This is a genomic window from Actinacidiphila sp. bgisy160 (assembly GCF_057707815.1).
Map to the genome: position 1 here is coordinate 57,659 of NZ_JBYIQW010000025.1, position 20,660 is coordinate 78,318.

A 20,660-nucleotide genomic window follows, 5' to 3' on the forward strand; every position below is an offset into this window, starting at 1 on the left:
GAAAAGGCGCTGCGGGGACCTCGTGTCCGCCGCAACGCCATCGTCGCCTACAGGAAAACATCCTTCGGGCCCGTGGCTCAACCGACCGCGTCCCCACTGGGCCATTGGCCCAGGCCCCATTCCGCCGGCCAGGGCGGGGACGGACCAGTGGCCCATGCCGGAACGCCCATTCGGCGTATATTGAGGAGAAAGGCGGACGTATTGACGCGAAAAAGTCGATCCCGCCTTTAAAGGCGCCCGACGAACCAACTCACCGGATCCGCCCCAGGAGGGGCCCGAGTCGAAGCCGACCCGTCCGGAGGAGGACGCGATGAGGGACGTGGCGAGCGAGCGGGACGTGGGCCGTCCCGGAACCATCGAGCGCGTCGTGACACTCGACGTCAACGGCCGGTCATACACCCTTCGCCTGGACACCCGGGTGACGCTGTTGGACGCGCTGCGGGACCGGCTGGGCCTGACGGGCACGAAGAAGGGCTGCGACCAGGGAGCCTGCGGTGCGTGCACGGTCCATCTCGACGGCAGGAGAGTGCTGTCCTGCCTGACACTGGCGGCGCAGGCCGAGGGCCGGGCGATCACCACCATCGAGGGCGTCGCGGGCACGGAGGGGCCGCACCCGGTGCAGCGGTCCTTCATGGACCACGACGGCTTCCAGTGCGGTTTCTGCACCCCCGGGCAGATCATGTCCGCGGTGGCGCTGATGGCCGAGGGCCGGACCGGCTCCGACGAGGAGATCCGGGAGTTCATGAGCGGCAACCTGTGCCGCTGCGGCGCCTATCCCAACATCGTGGCCGCGATCCGTGAGGCGGCATCAGGGGGAGGTTACGATGCGCACCTTTGAGTACGTGCGGGCGACCGACACCCAAGAGGTCGTACGGATGCTGGCGGAGGACCCGTCGGCGTCCTGTCTCGCGGGCGGCACGACCCAGCTGGACCTGATGAAGGACGGGGTCCTTGAGCCGCCGACGCTGATCGACATAACCCGGCTCCCGCTGCACGGCATCGAGCGGCGCGGCGAGTCGCTCCACGTGGGGGCGCTGGCCACGATGGAGGAGCTGGCCGCGGACGCCACCGTCGCCGAGCGGCTGCCGGTGGTGCGCGAGGCCCTCCTGCTGGGCGCGTCGACGCAGTTGCGCAACATGGCGACGATCGGCGGCAACCTGCTGCAGCGCACCCGCTGCCGCTACTTCCGCGACCCCAATGTGCTCGAGTGCAACAAGCGCGCTCCGGGCACCGGCTGCGCGGCCGTGCGGGGCGTGGCCAGGATGCACGCCGTCCTCGGCGTGAGCGAGAACTGCATCGCGCTGCACGCCTCGGACCTCGCCGTCGCACTGGTGGCGCTCGACGCGGTCGTGCACATCCAGGGGCTGTCGGGCCGGCGCACCGTCCCTCTGACGGAGTTCTACGTGACGGCAGTCGAGAGCCCCCAGCGGGAGAACGTCCTGGAGCACGCCGAGCTGATCACCGAGGTGGAGATCCCGCTCCCACCGCCGTCCGCCCGCTCGGGCTACCTCAAGGTCCGCGACCGGGTGTCCTACGAGTTCGCCCTGACCTCGGCCGCGGTGGTGCTCGTCGTGGAGGACGGCACGATCCGTCAGGCCCGGGTCGGCCTCGGCGGGGTGGGGTCGAAACCCTGGCGGGCCTACGAGGCCGAGCACGTGCTGACCGGCGCGCCCGCCACGTCGGCGACGTTCGTCGACGCGTCCGAGGCGACGATGCGCGACGCCTGGACCGTGCCCGGCACGGCGTTCAAGGTGCCCCTGGCCCGCCGGACCCTCGTCCGCGAGCTGCAGACAGTGTCAGGAGTGACGGCATGAGCACGGTCGAGAGCAGGCCGTTGGTCGGCGCGGGCCTCAACCGGGTCGACGGACCGCGCAAGGTCACCGGCGCCGCCCCCTACCCGATGGACTTCAGCGTCCCCGGCCAGGCCTACGGCGCCCTGGTGCAGAGCACGGTCGCCTCGGGCCGGATCGTCCGCATGGACACCGAGGAGGCCGAACGCTCCCCGGGTGTGATCTCGGTGCTCACCCACGAGAACGCCCCGCGGGTCGGGACCGGCCCCACCACGGTGCTCGGCGAGTCGCCGCCCGCCCCGCTGCGCAACGACCGGGTCATGCACCACGGGCAGCACATCGCCTTCGTGGTGGCCGAGACACCCGAACAGGCCACCGCCGCGGCACGGCTGGTGCACGCGGAGTACGAGGCCGCCGAGCCTTTGCTGGACCTGCAGGACCCGCGGGCGCAGCATCTGGTGGACCCGTGGAAGATGGACCACTCGCGCGGCGACGCCGCCGCGGCACTGGAGGCCGCCGACGTCGTCGTGCGCGGTACGTATTTCACGGCGGACAACACCAACAACCCGCTCGGGCTGTTCGCCACGCTGGCCGTGTGGGAGGGGGACACCCTCACCGTCCACGACACCAGCCAGTGGCCGTCGATGGTGCGCACCACACTCGCCATGGCCTTCGGCATCCCCGAGAGCTCGGTGCGGGTGCTGGTGCCCTACGTGGGCGGTGGCTTCGGCGCCGGGCTGCGGGCGTGGCCGCACGTGATCCTCACCGCGATGGCCGCCCGGACGACCAAGCGCCCGGTGAAGCTCGTGCTGACCCGGCCGCAGATGTTCACCTCCGTCGGGCACCGTCCCAGCGGGGTGCAGTGGCTCAGCGTGGGCGCCTCGCGCGACGGCGAACTGGTCGCCCTCGACCACCGCAGCCTCAGCTCGCTGAGCATGGAGGACAACGACTACGAGCCGTTCTCCCACGGGACCGCCTTCTCCTACCGGTGCCCGAACGTGATCACCCGCGACGAGCAGGCCAAGCTCAACATCGCCGTGCCGACCTCGATGCGCGCCCCCGCGGAGGCGCAGGGCTCCTTCGCGCTGGAATCGGCCCTCGACGAGCTGGCCTACACCCTGCGCATGGACCCGCTGGAGCTGCGGATCCGCAACCACACCGAGGTCGACCCGCGCAACGGGCTGCCCTGGTCCGGTAAGGCACTCCTGGAGTGCTACGAGGCCGGGGCGCGGCGCTTCGGCTGGTCCGACCGGAACCCGGAGCCGCGGTCCATGCGCGACGGCAACTGGCTCGTGGGCTACGGCATGGCGAGCGCGATGTTCCCGTACTTCGCGACGCCGTGCATGGCCGAGGTCACCGTCAACCGCGACGGCAGCGCGTTCGTGCGCAGTGCGGCGACGGACATCGGCACCGGCACGTACACCGTGATGGCACAGCTGTCCGCCGAGGAACTGGGCCTGCCCATGGACAAGGTCCGCTTCGACCTCGGCGACTCCGACATGCCCGACTCGATGATGGCGGGCGGCTCCGGGCTGACCGGTGCGCTCGGCAACGCCGTGCACGACGCCTGCCGCAGGCTCGTGGGGCTGTTCGCCGACCTCGCCCGCGGGGACGCCGGCTCGCCGCTGCTGGGCGCCTCCCCCGAGGACGTCGAGGCCTCCGGCGGCGGGGTCCACCTCGTCGGCCGCCCGGACCGCGGGCAGTCGTACGCCGACATCCTCGCCCGGCACGGGCTGCCCCAGCTCACGGCGACCGGGAGCAGCACGCCCCTCGTCCCGGCCGAGATCGGCATGTCGCCGGCCGGGGCCTACGGCGCGAAGTTCGTGGAGGTGCGCGTCGACGCCGACCTCGGCATCGTCCGTGTCGCCCGCGTGGTGTCCGCGATCGACGGCGGCCGCATCCTCAACGAGAAGACGGCCAGGAGCCAGATCATCGGCGGGACGGTCGGCGGGATCGGCATGGCCCTGTTCGAGGACACCGTCACCGACCCGCGTACCGGCCGGATCGCCAACGGGACGTTCGGGGACTATCTCGTCGCCGTGAACGCCGACATCCCGGAGCTGGACGTGATCTTCGTAGGCGAGCCCGACCGCGGCACGCCGACCGGCACCAAGGGAGTCGGCGAGGTCGGCCTGGTCGGCATCGCGCCCGCCATCGCCAACGCCGTTCACCACGCCACCGGCAAGCGCATCCGCGACCTGCCGATCACCATCGACGACCTGCTCTGAGCGGCGCGCACGGGCCGTCGGTAGCGTCGGATCCCCTGCCGTACGCCCGGGACCCCAAGGAGGCCGCGCCCCGTGCCCGCTGACGAGCTGGACGCCCGGATCCTGGCGCTGCTGCTGGAACAGCCGCGCACCAGCGTCCGCGAGTACGCCCGCATCCTGGGTGTGGCGCGGGGGACCCTGCAGGCGCGGCTGGACCGGCTGGACCGGGACGGGGTGATCACCGGGTACGAGCCGCGGCTGTCGCCCGAGGCCCTGGGGTACCGGGTGCTGGCCTTCGTCCACCTGGAGGTGACCCAGGGTCATCTGGACGACGCGGGCGAGGCCCTGGCCGCTGTGCCCGAGATCATCGAGGCGTTCTCGATCACCGGCGGCGGGGACCTGCTCACCCGGGTGGTCGCCCGGGACGCCGCACACCTGGAGGACGTGATCCAGCGTCTGATCCAAGTGCCGGGTGTGGTGCGCACCCGCACCGAGGTGGCGCTGCGCGAGCGGGTGCCGCAGCGGATGCTGCCGCTGGTCCGGGAGGTCGGCCGGGACGCCGCGGCCGGGCGCACGCCGTGATCGCGGGCTTGGCATGCTGGGGGTCATGACGCTCCCCGCGGTGATATTCGACCTGGACGGCACCCTCGTGGACAGCGAGCCCAACTACTTCGAGGCGGGCCGCCGGCTGCTGGCCGCGCACGGCGTGGACGACTTCACCTGGGAGCAGCACCGGCGCTTCGTCGGCATCGGCACCAAGGAGACGCTGGCGACCCTCCGCGAGGAGTACGGCCTGCCGGCGTCCGTCCAGGAGCTGCTGGACGGCAAGAACCGGCTCTACCTGGAACTGGCCCACGGGGCCACCCACGTGTTCCCGCGGATGCGCGCGTTCGCCGAACTCCTGGCGCAGGCCGGGCACCCCATGGCGGTGGCCTCGGGCTCCTCGCGGGAGGCGATCCGGGCGGTGCTGGCGGGGACCGGGCTGGACGCCCTGCTGACGACCGTGGTCTCGGCGGAGGAGGTCGACCACCCCGCCCCGGACGTCTTCCTGGAGGCGGCGGCCCGGCTCGACGTGGACCCGGCGGACTGCGTGGTCGTCGAGGACTCGCCGCCCGGCGCGGAGGCGGCGCACCGGGCGGGCATGCGGTGCGTCGCCGTCCCCTACCTGGCCGTGCAGGCCGACGATCCCGCCTTCGCGACGGCCGGTCTGCTGGTGCGCGGCGGGCAGAACGCCTTCGACGCCCGCGCGGTGATGGACTGGCTGACGGCCTGACGCGCGGGCGGTGCGGCGTTCAGCCGAGGAAGCTCAACCGGACCTGGCGTCGCGGGTTGTCGCGGTTGGTGTCGACCAGGACGACGGACTGCCAGGTGCCGAGTTCCAGCCGGCCGCCGATCACCGGGAGCGTGGCGTGCGGCGGGACGATGGCAGGCAGCACATGGTCGCGGCCGTGGCCGGGGCTGCCGTGGCGGTGGCGCCAGCGGTCGTCGGCAGGGAGCAGGTCGTGGAGCGCGGTCAGGAGGTCGTCGTCGCTGCCCGCGCCGGTCTCGATGACGGCGATCCCGGCGGTGGCGTGCGGGACGAACACGTTGAGCAGCCCGTCGCGTCCATGGGCGACGTCGTCGAGGAAGTCGGCGCAGGCGCCGGTCAGGTCGTGGACCGTCTCGCGGCTGCCGGTGGTGACGTCGATGGTGCGGGTGGAGAAAGCGTCGGCCATGTGACCATGGTGACTCACCCGGGAACACCGCGCGTTCCGGGGCCGTCGCGGGCGTTCCGAGGGCCGAGACACCGTTGGAGCCATCTGGACGGCCTGGCTACGTTCGTCGGCATGTCGCGTCCCGTTCTGTTCACCACGCGCGGTCACATCGACCTACTGCGGGTGGCCTCCGCCGCCTGTCGCCGCGGCTGCTGACGCCTCCACATCTTTTCACGCGCCTTCCCGCGCGCCCCCAACCCGTCGTGCCGCCGGGCGCGCTGCTGCCCGGCGCGATGACGGGGCTGCGCTCATCGCTCGCGACCGCGTGGCTCGCGATGGGCTTCGGGGAGCAGATCAACGCCTCCGACGGCATCGGCTTCCTGATGAACCAGGCACGGCGCTTCCTGCGGACCGACGTGATCGTGGTCTGCCTCGTCGTCCACGCCTTCCTCGGCCTCACCGCCGACATCGCCGTCCGCCTTGTCTAAGGCTGCTGCCGCAACGGCGACCGGCCTCCACCGGCCAGTGAGCCAACGCCGCGGAAACCGTGGGCGGTCCAGCGGCCGTGCGCGTGACCGGGCTGACCCGCTCCTTCAGCGGCCGTCCCGTCATCGACGGCCTCGGCCTCACCTTGCGGCCGGGCGAGTTCACCGCGCTGCTCGGCCGCAGCGGCTGCGGCAAGAGCACGCCGCTGCGTGTCCTGGCCGGGCTCGACCGGGAGATCGAGGTCACCGTGCTGGTTCCCGAGGCGTGCGGTCGACTTCCAGGCACCACGGCTGATGCCGTGGAAGCGGGTGTGGCCCGACGTCCTGCTCGGACTGCGGGGGCGGCCGGATCGGGCGCCGGCGAGGCCGCGTTGGACGAGGTCGGACTGCGGCAGCGGTCCGGTGCCTGGCCGAAGACGCTGTCGGGCGGTGAGACCCAGCGTGCCTCGCTCGCCAGGGTGCTGGTCCACGAGCCCGATCTGCTGCTGCTCGACGAGCCGTTCGGCGCGCTGGACGCCCTGACCCGCATCAAGGCGCAGCGCCTCGTCGCCGGCCGGCCGGCGTCCGCGCCGGACGGGGCGGGGCGCCGCTGCTGCGGTCCGGAGGCCGCTGAACGGGGCCGCACGACAGGGGCGGCTGTCCTGATCCGGGCGGCCGGCCCTCGATTGGTCTGGACCACTTGCCGTCCCTCGGGATAGGGTCGGCAGCGCCCGCCCGAGCGCCAGAGGGGGACCCCCCGTGTACGCACCGCACCGCGTCGCCGCGCTGGTCGACGTCTGCCTGCTGCCCGCCGGTCAGACCCGCAGACCGCCGGAATGGCTCCGGCGCGGCCTGGAGCGGGCCGGGGCGGTCACCATCGACGTGCCCGCCGCGCTCAGCGGGCCCGCGGTCACGGAGCTGCTGCGGGACGAGTTGGGCGACGGCGCGGTCGTGATCAGCGAACCGCTCGATACCGACGAGGTCGTGGAGGGCTGGGGCGTACCGGGGGCAGCCGTCCTGGCCTGGCTCTCGGGCGTGGACCTGCTCCAGCTCGGGCCCGGCTGCGGCACGGGCGTCCGGGAGGCCATCCGCACCGCGGCCACCCGCGCGGTCGCCGACGGCGACCTGCCGCTGTCCCGCCTTGAGGAGGCCGCCGCGCGGGTGGCCCGGCTGCGGCGCGAGGTGGCCGCGGGAAGCTTCCACGAAGGCGCGTAGTTAGTGGAAGCGTGAACCATGTGGATGTGGACGTCGCCGTCATCGGTGCCGGGCAGGCCGGGCTCTCCGGTGCGTACTTCCTGCGACGGGCCGGGATGCGGCCCGACGAGGACTTCGTCGTCCTGGACCACTCCCCCGGCCCCGGCGGCGCCTGGCAGTTCCGCTGGCCGACGCTGACCTACGGCAGGGCGCACGGGGTGCACTCGCTGCCCGGCATGGAGCTGGAGGGCGCCGACCCCGGCCGGCCGTCCGCCGAGGTCGTCGCCGAGTACTTCGGCCGCTACGAGCGCACCTTCGACCTGCGGGTGCACCGCCCGGTCGGCGTCTCCACGGTCCGCGAGGGCCCGGGCGGGCGCCTGCTCGTCGAGTCCGACGCCGGCACATGGGCGGCCCGCGCACTGCTCAACGCCACCGGGACCTGGGACCGGCCCTTCGTGCCCCGCTACCCGGGTCAGGAGACCTTCCGCGGCCGCCAGCTGCACACGGCGGGGTACCGCGGGCGCGAGGAGTTCGCCGGGAAGCACGTGATCGTGGTCGGCGGCGGCACTTCGGCCGTCCAGCTGCTGTTGGAGCTCCACGAGCCGGGTGGCGCGGCCGCGACGACCTGGGTCACCCGGCGGCCTCCCGTCTATCGCACCGGCCCCTTCGGCGAGGAGCAGGGCAGGGCGGCGGTCGCGCTGGTCGAGGAGCGCGTCAAGCAGGGCCTGCCGCCCCAGAGCGTCGTCAGCGTGACGGGGCTGCCCATGACCGAGGCGATGGAACGCGCCCATGAGCGCGGCATCCTCGAACGCCTCCCCATGTTCGACCGGATCACCCCGGACGGCGTGACCTGGGCGGACGGCCGCCACGTCACCGCCGAAGTCATCCTGTGGGCCACCGGTTTCCGCGCGGCCCTCGACCACCTCGCCCCGCTGCACCTGCGCGGGTCCGGCGGCGGCATCCGGCTGGAGGGACTCACCCGGGTCGCCGCTGACCCCCGGGTCCACCTCATCGGCTACGGCCCCTCCGCGAGCACGATCGGCGCCAACCGGGCCGGCCGCAGCGCCGTCCGCGAGATCCGCGCCTACTTGCGGGACCGGGACCGCGCCCTGGACGATCCCCGGGCGCCGGAGCCGGTGACCGCGGCCGGCTGACGGCGCCGCCGCCCGGCAGGGGCACCGACCCGCGTCAAGGAGGGGCTCCTCGGTACGGCCGTGCCGGACGCCCGGACCCCTGCGGCGCGCGACGGGCGGTGCCCCACGACGGCAGGTACCCCACGACGGCACCAGGTGGCACCCCGGCGGGAGTGACGTGCCCGGGGATGCCTCAGCAGCGGTGGGCCGCCCTGCCCACCCGGTCCGGGACCGAAAACAGGTGCCGAGATCCGACGGCACCGGGCGCACCGCCACGCGCGCCCTCGGCTCGGCGGAAGGTGGGCGGTACGGGCGGACCGGACCGGCTTACGGCCGGGGCACGGACGGCCACGGCCTGGCACGGCCCGGCGGGCACCGCAGGGCTCAACGGGCGGCGCGGCCACTCTTGCCGAGGGTGGAGGCACGGACGACGAGTTCGGGCTGGAAGACGATGCGCCGGTGCTCGTGCTCCTCGGCCGCGTCCCCGGTCTCCTCGATGAGCAGGTCGGCCGCCGCCCGGCCCATCCGGTACGCGGGCTGCCGCACGGACGTCAGCGGCACCGCGGCCGCCGCCGCGAACTCGATGTCGTCGTAACCGACCAGTGCGATCTCCTCGGGCACCGCGATGCCCGCCGCGTACAGCGCCTGCAGCACGCCCAGCGCGAGCAGGTCGTTGGCGCAGAAGACGGCCGTCGGACGGTTGGCCATCCCCAGCAGGCGGGCCCCGGCGTCGCGTCCTGAGGGGACGTCGAGCCGCTCCGTCTCGATGTGCGCCAGGGACTCGGCGGGGAGCCCCGCGGCGGCGAGCGCGTCCAGGGCGCCGGTGCGCCGGTCCTGGCACTGGGCGAGGTGCATCGGACCGCTGACGTAGACGATGCGTTCGTGGCCGCGCTCGATGAGGTGGTCGACCGCGAGGCGGCCGCCCTCGATGTCGTCCACGGACACCGAGCAGGCCTCGGCGCTCGGCACGACGCGGTCCACGAAGACGAAGGGGATGCCGTGCCGCCGGAAGGAGGCGATGTTGCGGCCGCTGGTGTCCGCGGGCGTCACCAGGACGCCGCGCACCCGCTGTTCGGCGAACAGCCCCAGGTAGTCGGCCTCCTCCGAGGGGCTCTCGCCACTGTTGCAGAGCATCACGCCGAGCCCGGTCTCGCGGGCGGCCCGCTCGGCGCCCGAGGCGACGTCCACGAAGAAGGGGTTGGCCATGTCGAGCACGAGCAGCGCGATGATCCTGCTGCGGCCCGCCCTCAACTGCCGTGCGGACTCACTGCGCACGTAGCCGAGTTGTTCGATGACCGACAGCACGCGGGCACGCGTGTCCTCGGAGACCATGTCGGGCCGGTTGATCACGTTCGACACCGTGCCGACCGAAACGCCCGCCTGCCGGGCGACATCCTTGATCCCCACCATGCGTGTCACGAGCTCCGCCCTACCTCCTGCCGCCGGCCCGCCACAGGCCGCGGGTTCATGCTACGCATAGGTGACGGCGTCGGCGCCCACTGTGTCCGGCCGGCCGAACGGCGGCGGTGGCGCGGAACGGTGGCCTGCGGGGCGGGGCGGATCGTCCGCGCGGGCGTGGGCCGCGCCGTCACGCCAGGTGGAAGACCTCCGTGAGCGGCCGCATGGCCTCGTCGGGCCGGGCCCCGTCCAGCGCCTCGAAGAAGTCCGCCACCTCCGCCTGCCAGCGGGCGTTGACGTCGGTCGCCGCCATGGCCTCCTGCGCCGCCGCGAAGTCCTCGGTCTCCAGGTAGCCGACGAGCAGGCCGTCCTCGCGGAGGAAGAGGGAGTAGTTGTGCCAGCCGGTTGCGGAGAGGGCGTCCAGCATCTCGGGCCAGACGGCGGCGTGGCGCTCGCGGTACTCGGCGAGCCGGTCCTTCCGGACCTTCAACAGGAAACAGACGCGCTGCACGGTCAACCCTGGCCTCTCGGTCTGATATGAAAGGTTTCAATCAATGGCAGGGACGTTAGGACACCCCGACATGGCTCGTCAATGGCACGCTCTGCGACGTGCAGACATCCGATCTCTGCCCCATGGTGTGGGGCACATACGGCAGTATGAGCCCACGGGTGGCCGTGCCGAACGTGAGGAGGCCGCATGCGCGTAGCACTGTTCGTCACTTGCGTGAACGACACGCTGTACCCCGAGACGGGGAAGGCCGTCGTGACCCTGCTGGAGCGGCTGGGGGTGACCGTGCACTTCCCCGCCGCGCAGACCTGCTGTGGCCAGCCGCAGTTCAACACAGGCTACCGGCACGAGACGGAGCCCCTGGTCAAGCGATACACCAAGGCCTTCGAGGGCTACGACTACATCGTCACCCCGTCCGGTTCATGCGCCGCGATGGTGCGCGACAACTACCCCCGCATCGGCGACCGCGCCCGCGCTGAGGGGCGGGGCGAGGCCCTCGCCGCCGCCGCCGCGTCCGTCGTGCCGCGCACCTACGAGCTGACCGCGTTCCTCACCGACGTGCTCAAGGTGACGGACGTCGGCGCCTACTTCCCCTACCCCGTCACCTATCATCCGACCTGTCATGGCCTGCGGATGCTGGGGCTGGGCCGGCGCCCGCAGGAGCTGCTCAGACATGTGAAGGGGCTGGAGCTGGTCGAGCTGCCCGGCGCCGAGGAGTGCTGCGGCTTCGGCGGCACCTTCGCGGTCAAGAACGCGGCCGTGTCCGCGGCGATGGGCGCGGACAAGGCCCGCAACATCACCTCCACCGGCGCGCGCGCCGTGTGCACGGTGGACAACTCCTGCCTGATGCACATCGGCGGCACTCTCGCCCGGCTCGGCGCCGAGGTGCGGCCGGTCCACCTCGCCGAGATCCTCGCGTCGACCGAGGAGCAGCCCTACGGAGGCATCCGATGAGCGGCACCTACCTGGGCATGCCCGCCTTTCACGTCGCCGCCGGCGAGGCCGTGCGCAACACGACGCTGCGCGGCAACCTGCGGCACGCCACCCACACCATCCGGGACAAGCGGGCCCGCGCCGTCGCCGAACTCGACGACTGGCAGCAACTGCGCGCGGCGGGCAAGCAGATCAAGGACGACGTGCTGCGCCATCTCGACCACTACCTGGTGCGCCTGGAGGAGGCGGTCACCGCCGCGGGCGGCACCGTCCACTGGGCAGCCGACGCGGACGAGGCCAACCGCGTGGTGGCGGACCTGGTGCGCGCCACCGGTGAGACCGAGGTCGTCAAGGTCAAGTCCATGGCGACCCAGGAGATCGGCCTCAACGAGGCGCTCGCCAAGGCCGGGATCTCCGCCTACGAGACGGACCTGGCCGAGCTGATCGTGCAGCTCGGCGACGACCTGCCGAGCCACATCCTCGTGCCCGCGATTCACCGCAACCGCTCCGAGATCCGCGACATCTTCACCGGCGCCATGGGCCGCTGGGGCCGTCCCGCGCCCGAGGGGCTGTCGGACTCCCCCGCCGAACTGGCCGAGGCCGCACGGCTCCACCTGCGGGAGAAGTTCCTGCGCGCCAAGGTCGGCATCTCGGGCGCCAACTTCATGATCGCCGAGACCGGCACCCTGGTCGTGGTGGAGTCCGAGGGCAACGGCCGCATGTGCCTGACGCTGCCCGAGACCCTGATCTCGGTGGTCGGCATCGAGAAGGTGCTGCCGAGCTGGCAGGACCTCGAGGTGTTCCTACAGCTCCTGCCGCGCTCCTCCACGGCCGAGCGGATGAACCCGTACACGAGCACCTGGACCGGGACCACCGACGAGGACGGGCCGCGCACCTTTCACCTCGTCCTGGTGGACAACGGCCGCACCGACACCCTCGCCGACGAGGTGGGCCGGCAGGCCCTGCGCTGCATCCGCTGCTCGGCCTGCCTCAACGTCTGCCCCGTCTACGAGCGGGCGGGAGGGCACGCCTATGGCTCCGCCTACCCGGGGCCGATCGGCGCCATCCTCACCCCGCAGCTCCGGGGCACGGACACCGCGCTCGACGCCTCGCTCCCGTACGCCTCGTCCCTCTGCGGCGCCTGCTACGAGGTGTGCCCGGTCGCCATCGACATCCCGGAGGTCCTCGTCCACCTGCGCGAACGCGTGGTGCAGGGCGGCGAGGTGACCCGGGCGGGCAACAAGGTGACGCTCAGGCCCGCCAAGGGCCACGCGGCGGAGCGGGCGGCCATGCGCGCGGCGCGCTGGACGCTGGACCACCCCGGGGCGTTGCGCGCCGGCCAGCGCCTGGCGTCGCGGACCCGCAGGTTCCACCCGAGGCGGCTGCCAGGGCCCGGGAAGGCGTGGACCGACACCCGGGACGTCCCGTCGGTGCCGGCGGAGTCCTTCCGTGACTGGTGGCGGCGCACCCGGGGACCGGGCGCCGCGGGCGCCGCGGGCGCCGGCACCGGCACCGGCACCGAGAGCAGGGAGGGCACCAAGTGAGCGGCAGCCGTGACCAGATCCTGGGGCGGATCCGCCGCGCCCTCGCCGGCGCGCCGCACCAGGCGGCACCGGCGCGCGGCGCGGTGGACCGCGATTATCTGCGCGTCCATGGGCGGCGGGACCCGGCGCAAACCGCCGACCTGCTGGCCGAGAACCTCGCCGACTACCGGGCGATCGTCCACCGCGCCACCGGCGAAGAGCTGCCCGGCCGCCTCGCGGGGCTGCTGGCCGCGCGGGGCGCCCGCCGCATCGTCGTCCCGCCCGGCCTGCCGGAGCAGTGGCTGTCGGCGGTGCGGAACGTGGAACGAATGGCCGACTCCGCCGAGCTGACGGCGCGCGATCTGGACGCCTTCGACAGCGTCGTCACCGGCTGCGCGGTGGCGATCGCGGAGACCGGGACCATCGTGCTGGACGCCGGACCCGACCAGGGGCGGCGCAGGATCACGCTCGTCCCGGACCATCATGTCGTCGTCGTGCGCGTTCCGGAGCAGCTCGTGGACTCGGTGCCGCAGGCGCTGGAACGGCTCGACCCCGTCCGGCCGTTGACGTGGATCTCCGGGCCCTCGGCCACCAGCGACATCGAGCTGGACCGGGTGGAGGGCGTGCACGGGCCACGCACGCTGGAGGTCGTGCTCGTGACGGACTGACCGCGGGGCGCTCATTTGGCGTCCGCGTAGCACTCGACCACGTGGGTCTGCAGCGGGAAGGGCACCGGCGTCGGGCCGAAGAGCAGGCGCCGGGCCTCCTCCGCGGACTCCGCGACGGCGCGCTCCACGGCGGGGGCCAGCTCCTGGGGCGTGTGCACGATGACCTCGTCGTGCAGGAAGAACACCAGGCGGGCCCGTGCGTCCAGCGCGGTCAGGCGGCGGCGCAGGGAGGCCAGCACGGCCAGCGCCCATTCGGCGGCCGTGGCCTGGATGACGAAGTTGCGGGTGAAGCGGCCCCAGGCGCGGGCCTGGGTGTCGGTGAGCTCCTGAGGGTCGGCGGACGGGGCCGGTGACGTACGCCCGAGGTGGGACCGGACGACGCCGCCGCCCTCCCCGGTGCGGGCGGCGGACTCCACCAGGCGCATGGCGTCCGGGAAACGGCGGCGCAGCACCTCGAGCAGCGGCCCCACCTCACCGCTGGTCTGGCCGTACATCGCGCCCAGCAGGCCCAGTTTGGCCCGCGCGCGGTCACCGCCGAAGGCCGTGCGCGCGAGGGCGGCGTACAAGTCGCCCTCGGCGGCGGCCGCCGCCAGCCCGGGATCGCCGGAGAGGGCGGCCAGGACGCGGGGTTCCAGCTGGCCCGCGTCGGCGACCACCAGCCGGTGCCCGGGGTCGGCGACCACGGCGGCGCGGAGCTGCCGGGGGATCTGCAGGGCGCCGCCGCCGCGGGTGGCCCAGCGGCCGGAGACGACACCGCCGACGACGTACTCCGGGTGGAACCGGCCGGTGGGCGCCCACTGTTCACGCCAGGCCCAGCCGTGGGCGCTGTGGATGCGGGAGAGCTCCTTGTAGCGCAGCAGCAGCGCGGCGGCCGGGTGCTCGACCTCGCGCAGCACATGGGAACGGGTCGAGCTGATCCGCACGCCCACGCGCTCGAAGGCGGGCAGCAACTGGACGGGGGAGTCGGGGTTGACCGGGCGGCCCAGCGCTTCCTGGATGCCGGTTGCGAGCTCGGACAGCACCTTGGGGCGGACACCGCCCGCCGGACGGGGGCCCAGCAGACCGGTGAGCACCGCGTCGTGGGCGGCGGCGCTCCAGGGCAGGCCGTCCCAGCTCATCTCGGCGGCGGCCAGGGCGCCGGCGGACTCGGCGGCGCACAGCAGGCGCAGCCGGTCGGGGTGTTCGGACAGGGCGATCCGGCGCTGCTGGTCGGCGTGGACGGCGACCACGGCCTCCAGCGGGTCGGTGCCCGGCGGCAGGTGGTGGCGGTCGGCGGCGAAGAGCACCGGCTGATCGTCGGGGCCGCCCTCGCGCGCGTCGTCCGGCACCGGGAGACCGCGCAGCCGGGCCCAGGCGGCGCCGAGCGAACGGGGCAGGCCCCAGCGCTCCTCCGCACCGAGCAGCAGGGATTCGACGAGCTTGAGGTCGTGGCACCGGGCCGGACGTGCCGGCAGCCGTTCCAGCAGCGGCGGGTAGATCTCGTCGGTCGCCGCCCACACCCAGCGCGGCGCCTGCCGGGCCTCGCGATCGGCGACGGCCGCCGCGAGGTCGCCGACGGTCTGCGGGGGACCGTCCGCGGTGCCGTCCTCGCGCAGCACCTGCAGCCGCCCGCCGGTCCCCAGGGAATCGGCGACGACGGCGACGGACAGGGTCCTGGGCGAGGTCACCGTTCGAGAGTAGAACGAGGCACCGACAACGTCCTGCGGGCCGGTCAGGGGGCCTGCCGCAGCTCACCTTCAGGCCCACAGCACCAGCCGCGCCCGGAGCGGCAGCCGGGCGCAGGCGGCGTTCCGCAGGAGCACGGGCCGCCACCGCCGGTCCCGGGCCCCCTTCACGTTTGCGGGGCGTACGGCGGTGGGGAGGCCCGCCGTCGGCAGGGGGTTCGCCCGGCGGGTACGCGGCAGCGCCATGCCCGCGGCAAGCACCAGGTCCACGGCGCCGCTGACGTAGGTCCGAATGCGGCTCGCCGGGCAGGGGCGTGCGGGACGATCGCGCCGAAGGGCCGCGGCATCACGAAGTGGGCGGTGCCCGCGGCGAGGAGTCCGGCCGGCAGCAGGGCGGAACGGTCGGACGCGGCCGTCGGGTACCTCCTGAGGACTCCGCGGCCTCCGCGGCGCCGCTCACGTCGGCGCCGGTGGCCCGGCCCGTCGCTGATCGGCCGGGCCGGGGTGAGCTCGCCGGCTCACCGGGGTCTACGGGGCGGTGCCGGCTGGTCCGGTGAAGGGCGGCAGGGCCGCGAAGTCCGGGGCGACGTGGAGCGAGACGGCGAGTTGGGCGAGCGCGTCCCGGACCCGGGTGAGGGGGTGTTCCGGGAAGTGCACGTCGTAGTGGGGGGCATCACCCCAGTGGAAGGGCAGGCCCTGCCTCAGGTCGGAGGCGTACGGGTGGGGCATGAAGTAGCGCTCGGGGCCGAGTTCGATGAGCACCTGCGCCTCCCGGGCGCCGGTCGTGCCCTGCTCCAAAGCCTGCACCTTCACGACGGCGCTGCACGAGGCGCGGGGCAGGGTGTAGCTGCCCAGGAACGCCTGGCCGGTGGGGCGGTCGGGCAGGGGGACCTTGATGACCTGCCGCAGCGTGGGCACCGTTCCCAGGTGCAGGACGTCGGCCTCGATGAGGCCGCCGCCCGCCCCGGCCGTGTAGTGGGCCAGGGCGTGCCGCAGGCGCGGCAGGTCATCCAGGGGCGCGGGTATGTCCGGCGGCACGTCGAACCAGTGCAGGCTGACGAGGTCGCCGTGGTCATTGGTCCAGGCGTCCGTCTCGATCTGCCGGTAGCCGGGGAGTTCCGCCCCCGCGATGGGTCCCATGGCCGAGGATCATGCCGTATGGACGAGTTGGGCGTCACGGCGGATCAGGGCGGCGTAGCGGCCGTCCAGGGCGAGCAGTTCGTCGTGGCTGCCGCGTTCGACGATCCGGCCGTGGTCGAGGACGACGATCTGGTCGGCGTCGCGGACGGTGGACAGCCGATGGGCGATGGTGATGGTCGTGCGGCCCGCCGAGAGGGCGTCGATGGCGTCCTGGACGGCGTGTTCGGTACGGGTGTCCAGCGCGCTGGTGGCCTCGTCGAGGATGAGGACCGCGGGGTCGCGCAGGATCGTCCGAGCGATGGCCAGGCGCTGCTTCTCACCTCCGGAGAAACGGTAGCCGCGTTCGCCGACGACGGTGTCGTAGCCGTCGGGCAGGCCCGCGATGTGGTCGTGGATCTGCGCGGCGCGGGCGGCGGCGACGACCTCCTCGTCGGTGGCGTCGGGCTTTGCGAAGCGCAGGTTCTCGGCGACCGAGGCGTGGAAGAGGTATGTCTCCTGGGAGACGACGCCGACCGACGCGGCGAGCGTGTCGAAGGCGAGGTCCCGCACGTCGACGCCGTCGAGCGTGACGCGCCCTTCGGTGACGTCGTACAGCCGGGGCACGAGGTAGCTCAGGGTGCTCTTGCCGGAGCCGGTGGCGCCGACGACGGCGAGGCTGCCGCCGGCCGGGACCGCCAGGTCGATGCCGTCGAGGGTGCGCCCCGGCGAGGCGGGGTCGTAGGAGAAGCCGACGTTCTCGAAGCGGATGTCGCCGCGGACGCACGGGATGCGTATCGGGTCGTCCTTCTCGGTGATGTCGACGGGCAGGTCGAGGTACTCGAAGATGCGCTGGAAGAGCGCGAGTGAGGTCTGCACCTGGACGCCGGTCGACAGCAGGCTGACGGTGGGCCGGAACAGGCCCTGCTGAAGCGAGACGAAGGCCACGAGCGTGCCGATGGACACGGTGCCGCCCGCTCCGTGGACGGCGATTCCGGCGACCCAGTAGATGAGCGCGGGCATCGCGGCCATGACCACGCCGATGGTGGACATGCGCCAGCGTCCGGCCATGTTGGAGCGCACCTCGAGGTCGACCAGCCGGTCGGACTCCTCGGCGAAGGAGCGGGTGAGGGAGTCGGCGCGTCCCATGGTGCGGCCGAGGAGGATGCCGCTGACCGACAGCGACTCGGTGACGATGGCGGACATCGCCGCCATCTGCTTCTGGCGCTGGGTAGTGATCTTCTTGCGTTCGGTGCCGACCCGGCGGCTGATCCACACGAAGACCGGGAGCAGCAGCAAGGAGGCGATGGTCAGCCGCCAGTCCAGGGCGATCATGGCGACGACGGTGGCCACGACGCTGGTGAGGTTGGAGACCAGCGAGGTCGCGGTGGAGGTGACGGTGGCCTGCATGCCGCCGATGTCGTTGGCTATGCGGGACTGCACCTCTCCGGTGCGGGTCCGGGTGAAGAAGGCGAGCGACATGCGTTGCAGCCGCTCGTAGACGGCGGTGCGCAGGTCGTGCATGACGCGCTGGCCGACCGTGGTGGAGATCAGGGTCTGCAGGACGCCGAACACGCTGTTGAGGACGGCGGTGGCGATCATGCCGAGGGCGAGCAGGCTCAACAGCCCGGTGCGGCCCTGCGGGATCGCGGTGTCGAGGATCTCGCGCAGCATGAAGGGCGAGGCGACCGAGACGAGCGAGGCGGCGCCGACGAGGAGCCCCACGAGGGTGAGGCGAGCGCGGTAAGGACGGAAGAGCCGCAGGACGCGGCGTACGTCGGTGGGACGGGTGGGATCCTTGGGCGGCGGGGTCCACCGCGGGGTTTCATCGGGGTGCAAAGGGCCTCCGAAAGGTCCGGGCATGGCTGGACGATGAGAGTGTAGTTCATTGTTACCTATACTCACAGTGAATTGCATCCTGATACCCTCTGACCATGGAATCCCGCACCTCCGCCGCGGACGCCGACGAGACCACCGGGCGCCTCGCCGACCAGTTGCTGTGGCTGACCCGTCGGCTGCACCGCACACAGCGGCGCCACCTGGAGCCGGTGGGCGTCACACCGGCCCAGGCACGCATGCTGCGCACGGTCGCGCACGTCCTCAAGCACGGGACCGCCCCCCGCATGGCCGACCTCGCCGAACGGCTGGATGTCGTGCCGCGCGCGGTGACAAGCCTGACCGACGCCCTGGAGCAGCGGGGGCTGGTCCGCAGGGTGCCCGACCCGGCGAACCGCAGGGTGGTGCGCATCGAGCTCACCGAGGAGGGCGACGAGGCCGTACGGCGGCTGCGCCGCGCCCGCCGGGCGGCGGCCGAGGAACTGCTCTCCCCCCTGGACGCGGACCAGCGCGATGCCCTGACGGAGTTGCTCGCCGTCCTGGACACCGCGCCGGGGCGCTGCTGAGGGGCCGGAGGACCGAGGGGCCGGGCGCGCCCTGACGCGCCAGGACCCCTCAGGCACGCCGGCGCGTCAGGTGCGCCAGGTGTCGCTCAGCGTCACCTTGCCGCTCGCGGGGACGGTCGCCGTGCGGTTGGCGCCGGACTCCCAGGTGACGTTCCCACTGCCGTCCTTCTTGATGTACTTGTACTCGAAGGACGTGCCCGCGCCCATGGAGACGTCGAGCTTCCACACCGGGTAGGCCGCCGAGGACAACGGGAGGGCGTTGCCGGTGTTCCAGTTGCCGAGCGCGGCGTTGTTGCCGACGACGTAGACGTTCTGGCCCCACACCGTGGTGGCGTTGACCGAGAAGGACGCACCGCTCGCGGGGGTCGTGCCGCCGCCGGCGCCGCAGGGGGCTCCGGCGTAGAGCGCCACCGCGTCATTGGCGCCGATGGTGGCGGTGAACCCGCCGTCCGAACCGACGGTGTAGGTGGCGCCGCTGTGCTGCACGTCACAATAGGTGCCGGCGGGCAGCGAGGTGGTGAAGGTCCGCGTCAGCGGGCCGCTCTCGTGGTTGATCGCAACGTAGCCCTTGCTGCCGCGCCCGAAGGCGATGGCGTTGTTCCCGTTGGACCACCAGTTGGTCACCGCGGTGCCGGCCACCGCGTTGCGGAAGCCCACCATGCCCGCGATCTGCGGCCAGGCGTGCTGGCACTTCCAGCCGTCGCTGTAGCAGGCGTTGACGGTGCCGCCGTTCGGCGGGCCGGCGTCGTTGTCGGAGAACTCGTAGCCGGAGTAGACGTTCGGCGAGCCGTAGGGCCAGGCCAGCATGTAGACGTTGGCCAGGGTGTAGGTCGCGCCGGCCTTGTAGTTGAGGGTCGAGCCGTTGCGCTCGGTGTCCCAGTTGTCGACGAAGGTGCGCGAACTGCCGCTCGGGAGGTAGCCCGCACCCCAGGAGGCGCCCCAGTTGCTGAGGTAGGCGAGCTTCTCGTTGCTGAAGATCCGCTTGAGGTCGTACGCGCCCTGGAAGGCGTCGACGTCACCGGTGCCGGTGTACTCGCCGGGCTGCACGGCCTCCCCGGAGCCGTAGATGACCTCCTGCGCCCAGAAGACGGAGGGGTTGCTGAGCTTGGCCTTGATGGCGGCCAGGTCCGCTGCCGCCATGTGCTTGGCGGCGTCGATACGGAATCCGTCGACGCCCAGTGAGATGAGGTTGTTCAGATACGCCGCGATCGTCGAGCGCACGTAGTCGCTGCCGGTGTTCAGGTCCGAGAGACCGACGAGTTCGCAGTTCTGGACGTTGTCGCGGTTGCCGTAGTCGGAAATGTTCGTCCGGCAGGAGTGGAAGTCCTGGTCCTGGTAGAACCCCGGGTAGTTGTACTTGCTGTACGACGTGCCGCCGGTACCGGTACCCGAGCCGGCACTCATGTGGTTGACGACGGCGTCGGCGATGACCTTCACCCCGGCGGCGTGACAGGTGTCGACCATGTTCCTGAAGGCCGTGCCATCGCCCAGCCGGCCCGCTATGCGGTAGCTGACGGGCTGGTAGGAGGTCCACCACTGCGCGCCCTGGACGTGCTCCTGGGGCGGCGACACCTCGACGTAGCCGTACCCGGCCGGGCCGAGGGTGTTGGTGCACTCCTTGGCGACCGAGGCGAACTTCCACTCGAAGAGGGTGGCGGTGACGTCCTTGCTCCCGGGCGGTGCTGCCTGGGCCGGCTGCTGCGAGACGCCGACGAGCCCTGCCGTGCTGAGCAGGGCGGCCAGACCCGCGCGCAGAAAACGCGATCTCATGGTGCGGCTCCTTCGTGTTCGGGCACAAAGGTGCCCCGAAGACAGCCACGCGCCGGGCCATCGAGTGTGGGGGCGGAATTCCCGCCCGTGGGAACTCCGGGTAGGAGACTGGCCCCACCACCGGGTAGCGTCAATACATCGCGTGGAAAAACTTTCAACTTCTTGCGGAAAGGACCTGCTTCGATCTTGCAGCCGC

General features: G+C 72.6%; 19 protein-coding genes and 2 pseudogenes. 13 read left to right on the forward strand and 8 right to left on the reverse strand.

All coding sequences use genetic code 11. The features are described 5' to 3' along the window. The first annotated feature begins 310 nt into the window (after window positions 1–310). The 5 genes from AC3EUJ_RS20575 to AC3EUJ_RS20595 all read left to right on the forward strand — a co-directional run bounded on the left by AC3EUJ_RS20575 (window position 311) and on the right by AC3EUJ_RS20595 (window position 5,270). Window positions 311–838 (forward strand): (2Fe-2S)-binding protein, encoded by a 528-nt coding sequence (locus AC3EUJ_RS20575; protein WP_431963399.1) that lies wholly within the window; start codon window positions 311–313, stop codon window positions 836–838. Further along, window positions 825–1,814 (forward strand): FAD binding domain-containing protein, encoded by a 990-nt coding sequence (locus AC3EUJ_RS20580; protein WP_431963401.1) that lies wholly within the window; start codon window positions 825–827, stop codon window positions 1,812–1,814. The genes AC3EUJ_RS20575 and AC3EUJ_RS20580 overlap by 14 nt, the downstream gene beginning before the upstream one ends. Continuing rightward, window positions 1,811–4,018: a xanthine dehydrogenase family protein molybdopterin-binding subunit gene (locus AC3EUJ_RS20585; protein WP_431963403.1), complete on the forward strand. Its 2,208-nt coding sequence runs from the start codon at window positions 1,811–1,813 to the stop codon at window positions 4,016–4,018. Before AC3EUJ_RS20580 ends, AC3EUJ_RS20585 begins: the two co-directional genes overlap by 4 nt. A gap of 72 nt (window positions 4,019–4,090) precedes the next feature. Next, window positions 4,091–4,579, forward strand: coding sequence for an Lrp/AsnC family transcriptional regulator (locus AC3EUJ_RS20590; protein ID WP_431963405.1), 489 nt, complete (start codon window positions 4,091–4,093; stop codon window positions 4,577–4,579). Window positions 4,580–4,604: 25 nt separating this feature from the next. Then, complete coding sequence (locus tag AC3EUJ_RS20595; RefSeq protein WP_431963407.1) at window positions 4,605–5,270, forward strand: HAD family hydrolase; 666 nt, start codon at window positions 4,605–4,607, stop codon at window positions 5,268–5,270. Between the two features lie 19 nt (window positions 5,271–5,289). On the opposite strand, the gene AC3EUJ_RS20600 is transcribed toward AC3EUJ_RS20595, so the two are convergent. After that, window positions 5,290–5,712 (reverse strand): secondary thiamine-phosphate synthase enzyme YjbQ, encoded by a 423-nt coding sequence (locus AC3EUJ_RS20600; protein WP_431963409.1) that lies wholly within the window; start codon window positions 5,710–5,712, stop codon window positions 5,290–5,292. 239 nt (window positions 5,713–5,951) lie between these two features. On the opposite strand from AC3EUJ_RS20600, the pseudogene AC3EUJ_RS20605 reads away from it, so the two are divergent. From AC3EUJ_RS20605 to AC3EUJ_RS20620, 4 genes and pseudogenes are all read left to right on the forward strand, one after another. Continuing rightward, window positions 5,952–6,220, forward strand: a pseudogene (locus AC3EUJ_RS20605) (ABC transporter permease); the annotation flags it as partial. Window positions 6,221–6,262: 42 nt separating this feature from the next. After that, window positions 6,263–6,874 carry an ATP-binding cassette domain-containing protein gene (locus AC3EUJ_RS20610; protein ID WP_431963411.1) on the forward strand — a complete coding sequence of 204 codons (612 nt, stop codon included), beginning with the start codon at window positions 6,263–6,265 and terminating at the stop codon, window positions 6,872–6,874. A gap of 40 nt (window positions 6,875–6,914) precedes the next feature. Continuing rightward, window positions 6,915–7,370 (forward strand): hypothetical protein, encoded by a 456-nt coding sequence (locus AC3EUJ_RS20615; RefSeq protein WP_431963413.1) that lies wholly within the window; start codon window positions 6,915–6,917, stop codon window positions 7,368–7,370. Between the two features lie 20 nt (window positions 7,371–7,390). Further along, complete coding sequence (locus AC3EUJ_RS20620) at window positions 7,391–8,503, forward strand: NAD(P)-binding domain-containing protein (RefSeq protein ID WP_431963480.1); 1,113 nt, start codon at window positions 7,391–7,393, stop codon at window positions 8,501–8,503. Between the two features lie 363 nt (window positions 8,504–8,866). On the opposite strand, the gene AC3EUJ_RS20625 is transcribed toward AC3EUJ_RS20620, so the two are convergent. Both AC3EUJ_RS20625 and AC3EUJ_RS20630 read right to left on the reverse strand, forming a co-directional pair. Continuing rightward, window positions 8,867–9,892, reverse strand: coding sequence for a LacI family DNA-binding transcriptional regulator (locus tag AC3EUJ_RS20625; RefSeq protein WP_431963482.1), 1,026 nt, complete (start codon window positions 9,890–9,892; stop codon window positions 8,867–8,869). Window positions 9,893–10,070: 178 nt separating this feature from the next. Beyond that, the gene (locus AC3EUJ_RS20630; protein ID WP_431963415.1) at window positions 10,071–10,391 is read right to left on the reverse strand and encodes an L-rhamnose mutarotase; all 321 of its coding nucleotides are present in this window, start codon (window positions 10,389–10,391) and stop codon (window positions 10,071–10,073) included. 186 nt (window positions 10,392–10,577) lie between these two features. Here AC3EUJ_RS20630 and AC3EUJ_RS20635 point away from each other — a divergent pair, with 186 nt between their 5' ends. From AC3EUJ_RS20635 to AC3EUJ_RS20645, 3 genes are read left to right on the forward strand one after another with little or no spacing between them, the layout of a single operon-like run. Beyond that, a complete protein-coding gene (locus AC3EUJ_RS20635; RefSeq protein WP_431963417.1) occupies window positions 10,578–11,342 on the forward strand; it encodes a (Fe-S)-binding protein in 765 nt (254 codons plus the stop codon). After that, window positions 11,339–12,865: a lactate utilization protein B gene (locus tag AC3EUJ_RS20640; RefSeq protein ID WP_431963419.1), complete on the forward strand. Its 1,527-nt coding sequence runs from the start codon at window positions 11,339–11,341 to the stop codon at window positions 12,863–12,865. Before AC3EUJ_RS20635 ends, AC3EUJ_RS20640 begins: the two co-directional genes overlap by 4 nt. Then, the gene (locus tag AC3EUJ_RS20645) at window positions 12,862–13,512 is read left to right on the forward strand and encodes a LutC/YkgG family protein (RefSeq protein ID WP_431963421.1); all 651 of its coding nucleotides are present in this window, start codon (window positions 12,862–12,864) and stop codon (window positions 13,510–13,512) included. The genes AC3EUJ_RS20640 and AC3EUJ_RS20645 overlap by 4 nt, the downstream gene beginning before the upstream one ends. An 11-nt stretch (window positions 13,513–13,523) precedes the next feature. Here AC3EUJ_RS20645 and AC3EUJ_RS20650 read toward each other — a convergent pair whose 3' ends face one another. The 4 genes and pseudogenes from AC3EUJ_RS20650 to AC3EUJ_RS20665 form a co-directional block, all read right to left on the reverse strand. Then, window positions 13,524–15,179: a bifunctional 3'-5' exonuclease/DNA polymerase gene (locus tag AC3EUJ_RS20650; RefSeq protein WP_431963423.1), complete on the reverse strand. Its 1,656-nt coding sequence runs from the start codon at window positions 15,177–15,179 to the stop codon at window positions 13,524–13,526. Window positions 15,180–15,248: 69 nt separating this feature from the next. Further along, window positions 15,249–15,568, reverse strand: a pseudogene (locus AC3EUJ_RS20655) (DoxX family protein). A 136-nt stretch (window positions 15,569–15,704) separates the two neighbouring features. Then, the gene (locus AC3EUJ_RS20660) at window positions 15,705–16,316 is read right to left on the reverse strand and encodes a hypothetical protein (protein WP_431963425.1); all 612 of its coding nucleotides are present in this window, start codon (window positions 16,314–16,316) and stop codon (window positions 15,705–15,707) included. A 9-nt stretch (window positions 16,317–16,325) separates the two neighbouring features. Continuing rightward, complete coding sequence (locus tag AC3EUJ_RS20665; protein WP_431963484.1) at window positions 16,326–18,131, reverse strand: ABC transporter ATP-binding protein; 1,806 nt, start codon at window positions 18,129–18,131, stop codon at window positions 16,326–16,328. 95 nt (window positions 18,132–18,226) lie between these two features. Between AC3EUJ_RS20665 and AC3EUJ_RS20670 the strand changes: the two genes are divergently transcribed. Further along, window positions 18,227–18,694, forward strand: a complete 468-nt coding sequence (locus AC3EUJ_RS20670) for a MarR family winged helix-turn-helix transcriptional regulator (protein ID WP_431963427.1) — start codon at window positions 18,227–18,229, stop codon at window positions 18,692–18,694. Window positions 18,695–18,760: 66 nt separating this feature from the next. On the opposite strand, the gene AC3EUJ_RS20675 is transcribed toward AC3EUJ_RS20670, so the two are convergent. Beyond that, window positions 18,761–20,464 carry a carbohydrate-binding module family 20 domain-containing protein gene (locus AC3EUJ_RS20675; protein WP_431963429.1) on the reverse strand — a complete coding sequence of 568 codons (1,704 nt, stop codon included), beginning with the start codon at window positions 20,462–20,464 and terminating at the stop codon, window positions 18,761–18,763. Between the last annotated feature and the right edge of the window lie 196 nt (window positions 20,465–20,660).

Coding starts and splice junctions, on each gene's coding strand:
- AC3EUJ_RS20625 (WP_431963482.1), bottom strand. CDS start 9,892: ATGGTGGGGATCAAGGATGTCGCCCGGCAGGCGGGCGTTTCGGTCGGC.
- AC3EUJ_RS20585 (WP_431963403.1), top strand. CDS start 1,811: ATGAGCACGGTCGAGAGCAGGCCGTTGGTCGGCGCGGGCCTCAACCGG.
- AC3EUJ_RS20640 (WP_431963419.1), top strand. CDS start 11,339: ATGAGCGGCACCTACCTGGGCATGCCCGCCTTTCACGTCGCCGCCGGC.
- AC3EUJ_RS20670 (WP_431963427.1), top strand. CDS start 18,227: ATGGAATCCCGCACCTCCGCCGCGGACGCCGACGAGACCACCGGGCGC.
- AC3EUJ_RS20675 (WP_431963429.1), bottom strand. CDS start 20,464: ATGAGATCGCGTTTTCTGCGCGCGGGTCTGGCCGCCCTGCTCAGCACG.
- AC3EUJ_RS20575 (WP_431963399.1), top strand. CDS start 311: ATGAGGGACGTGGCGAGCGAGCGGGACGTGGGCCGTCCCGGAACCATC.
- AC3EUJ_RS20595 (WP_431963407.1), top strand. CDS start 4,605: ATGACGCTCCCCGCGGTGATATTCGACCTGGACGGCACCCTCGTGGAC.
- AC3EUJ_RS20635 (WP_431963417.1), top strand. CDS start 10,578: ATGCGCGTAGCACTGTTCGTCACTTGCGTGAACGACACGCTGTACCCC.
- AC3EUJ_RS20600 (WP_431963409.1), bottom strand. CDS start 5,712: ATGGCCGACGCTTTCTCCACCCGCACCATCGACGTCACCACCGGCAGC.
- AC3EUJ_RS20580 (WP_431963401.1), top strand. CDS start 825: ATGCGCACCTTTGAGTACGTGCGGGCGACCGACACCCAAGAGGTCGTA.
- AC3EUJ_RS20660 (WP_431963425.1), bottom strand. CDS start 16,316: ATGGGACCCATCGCGGGGGCGGAACTCCCCGGCTACCGGCAGATCGAG.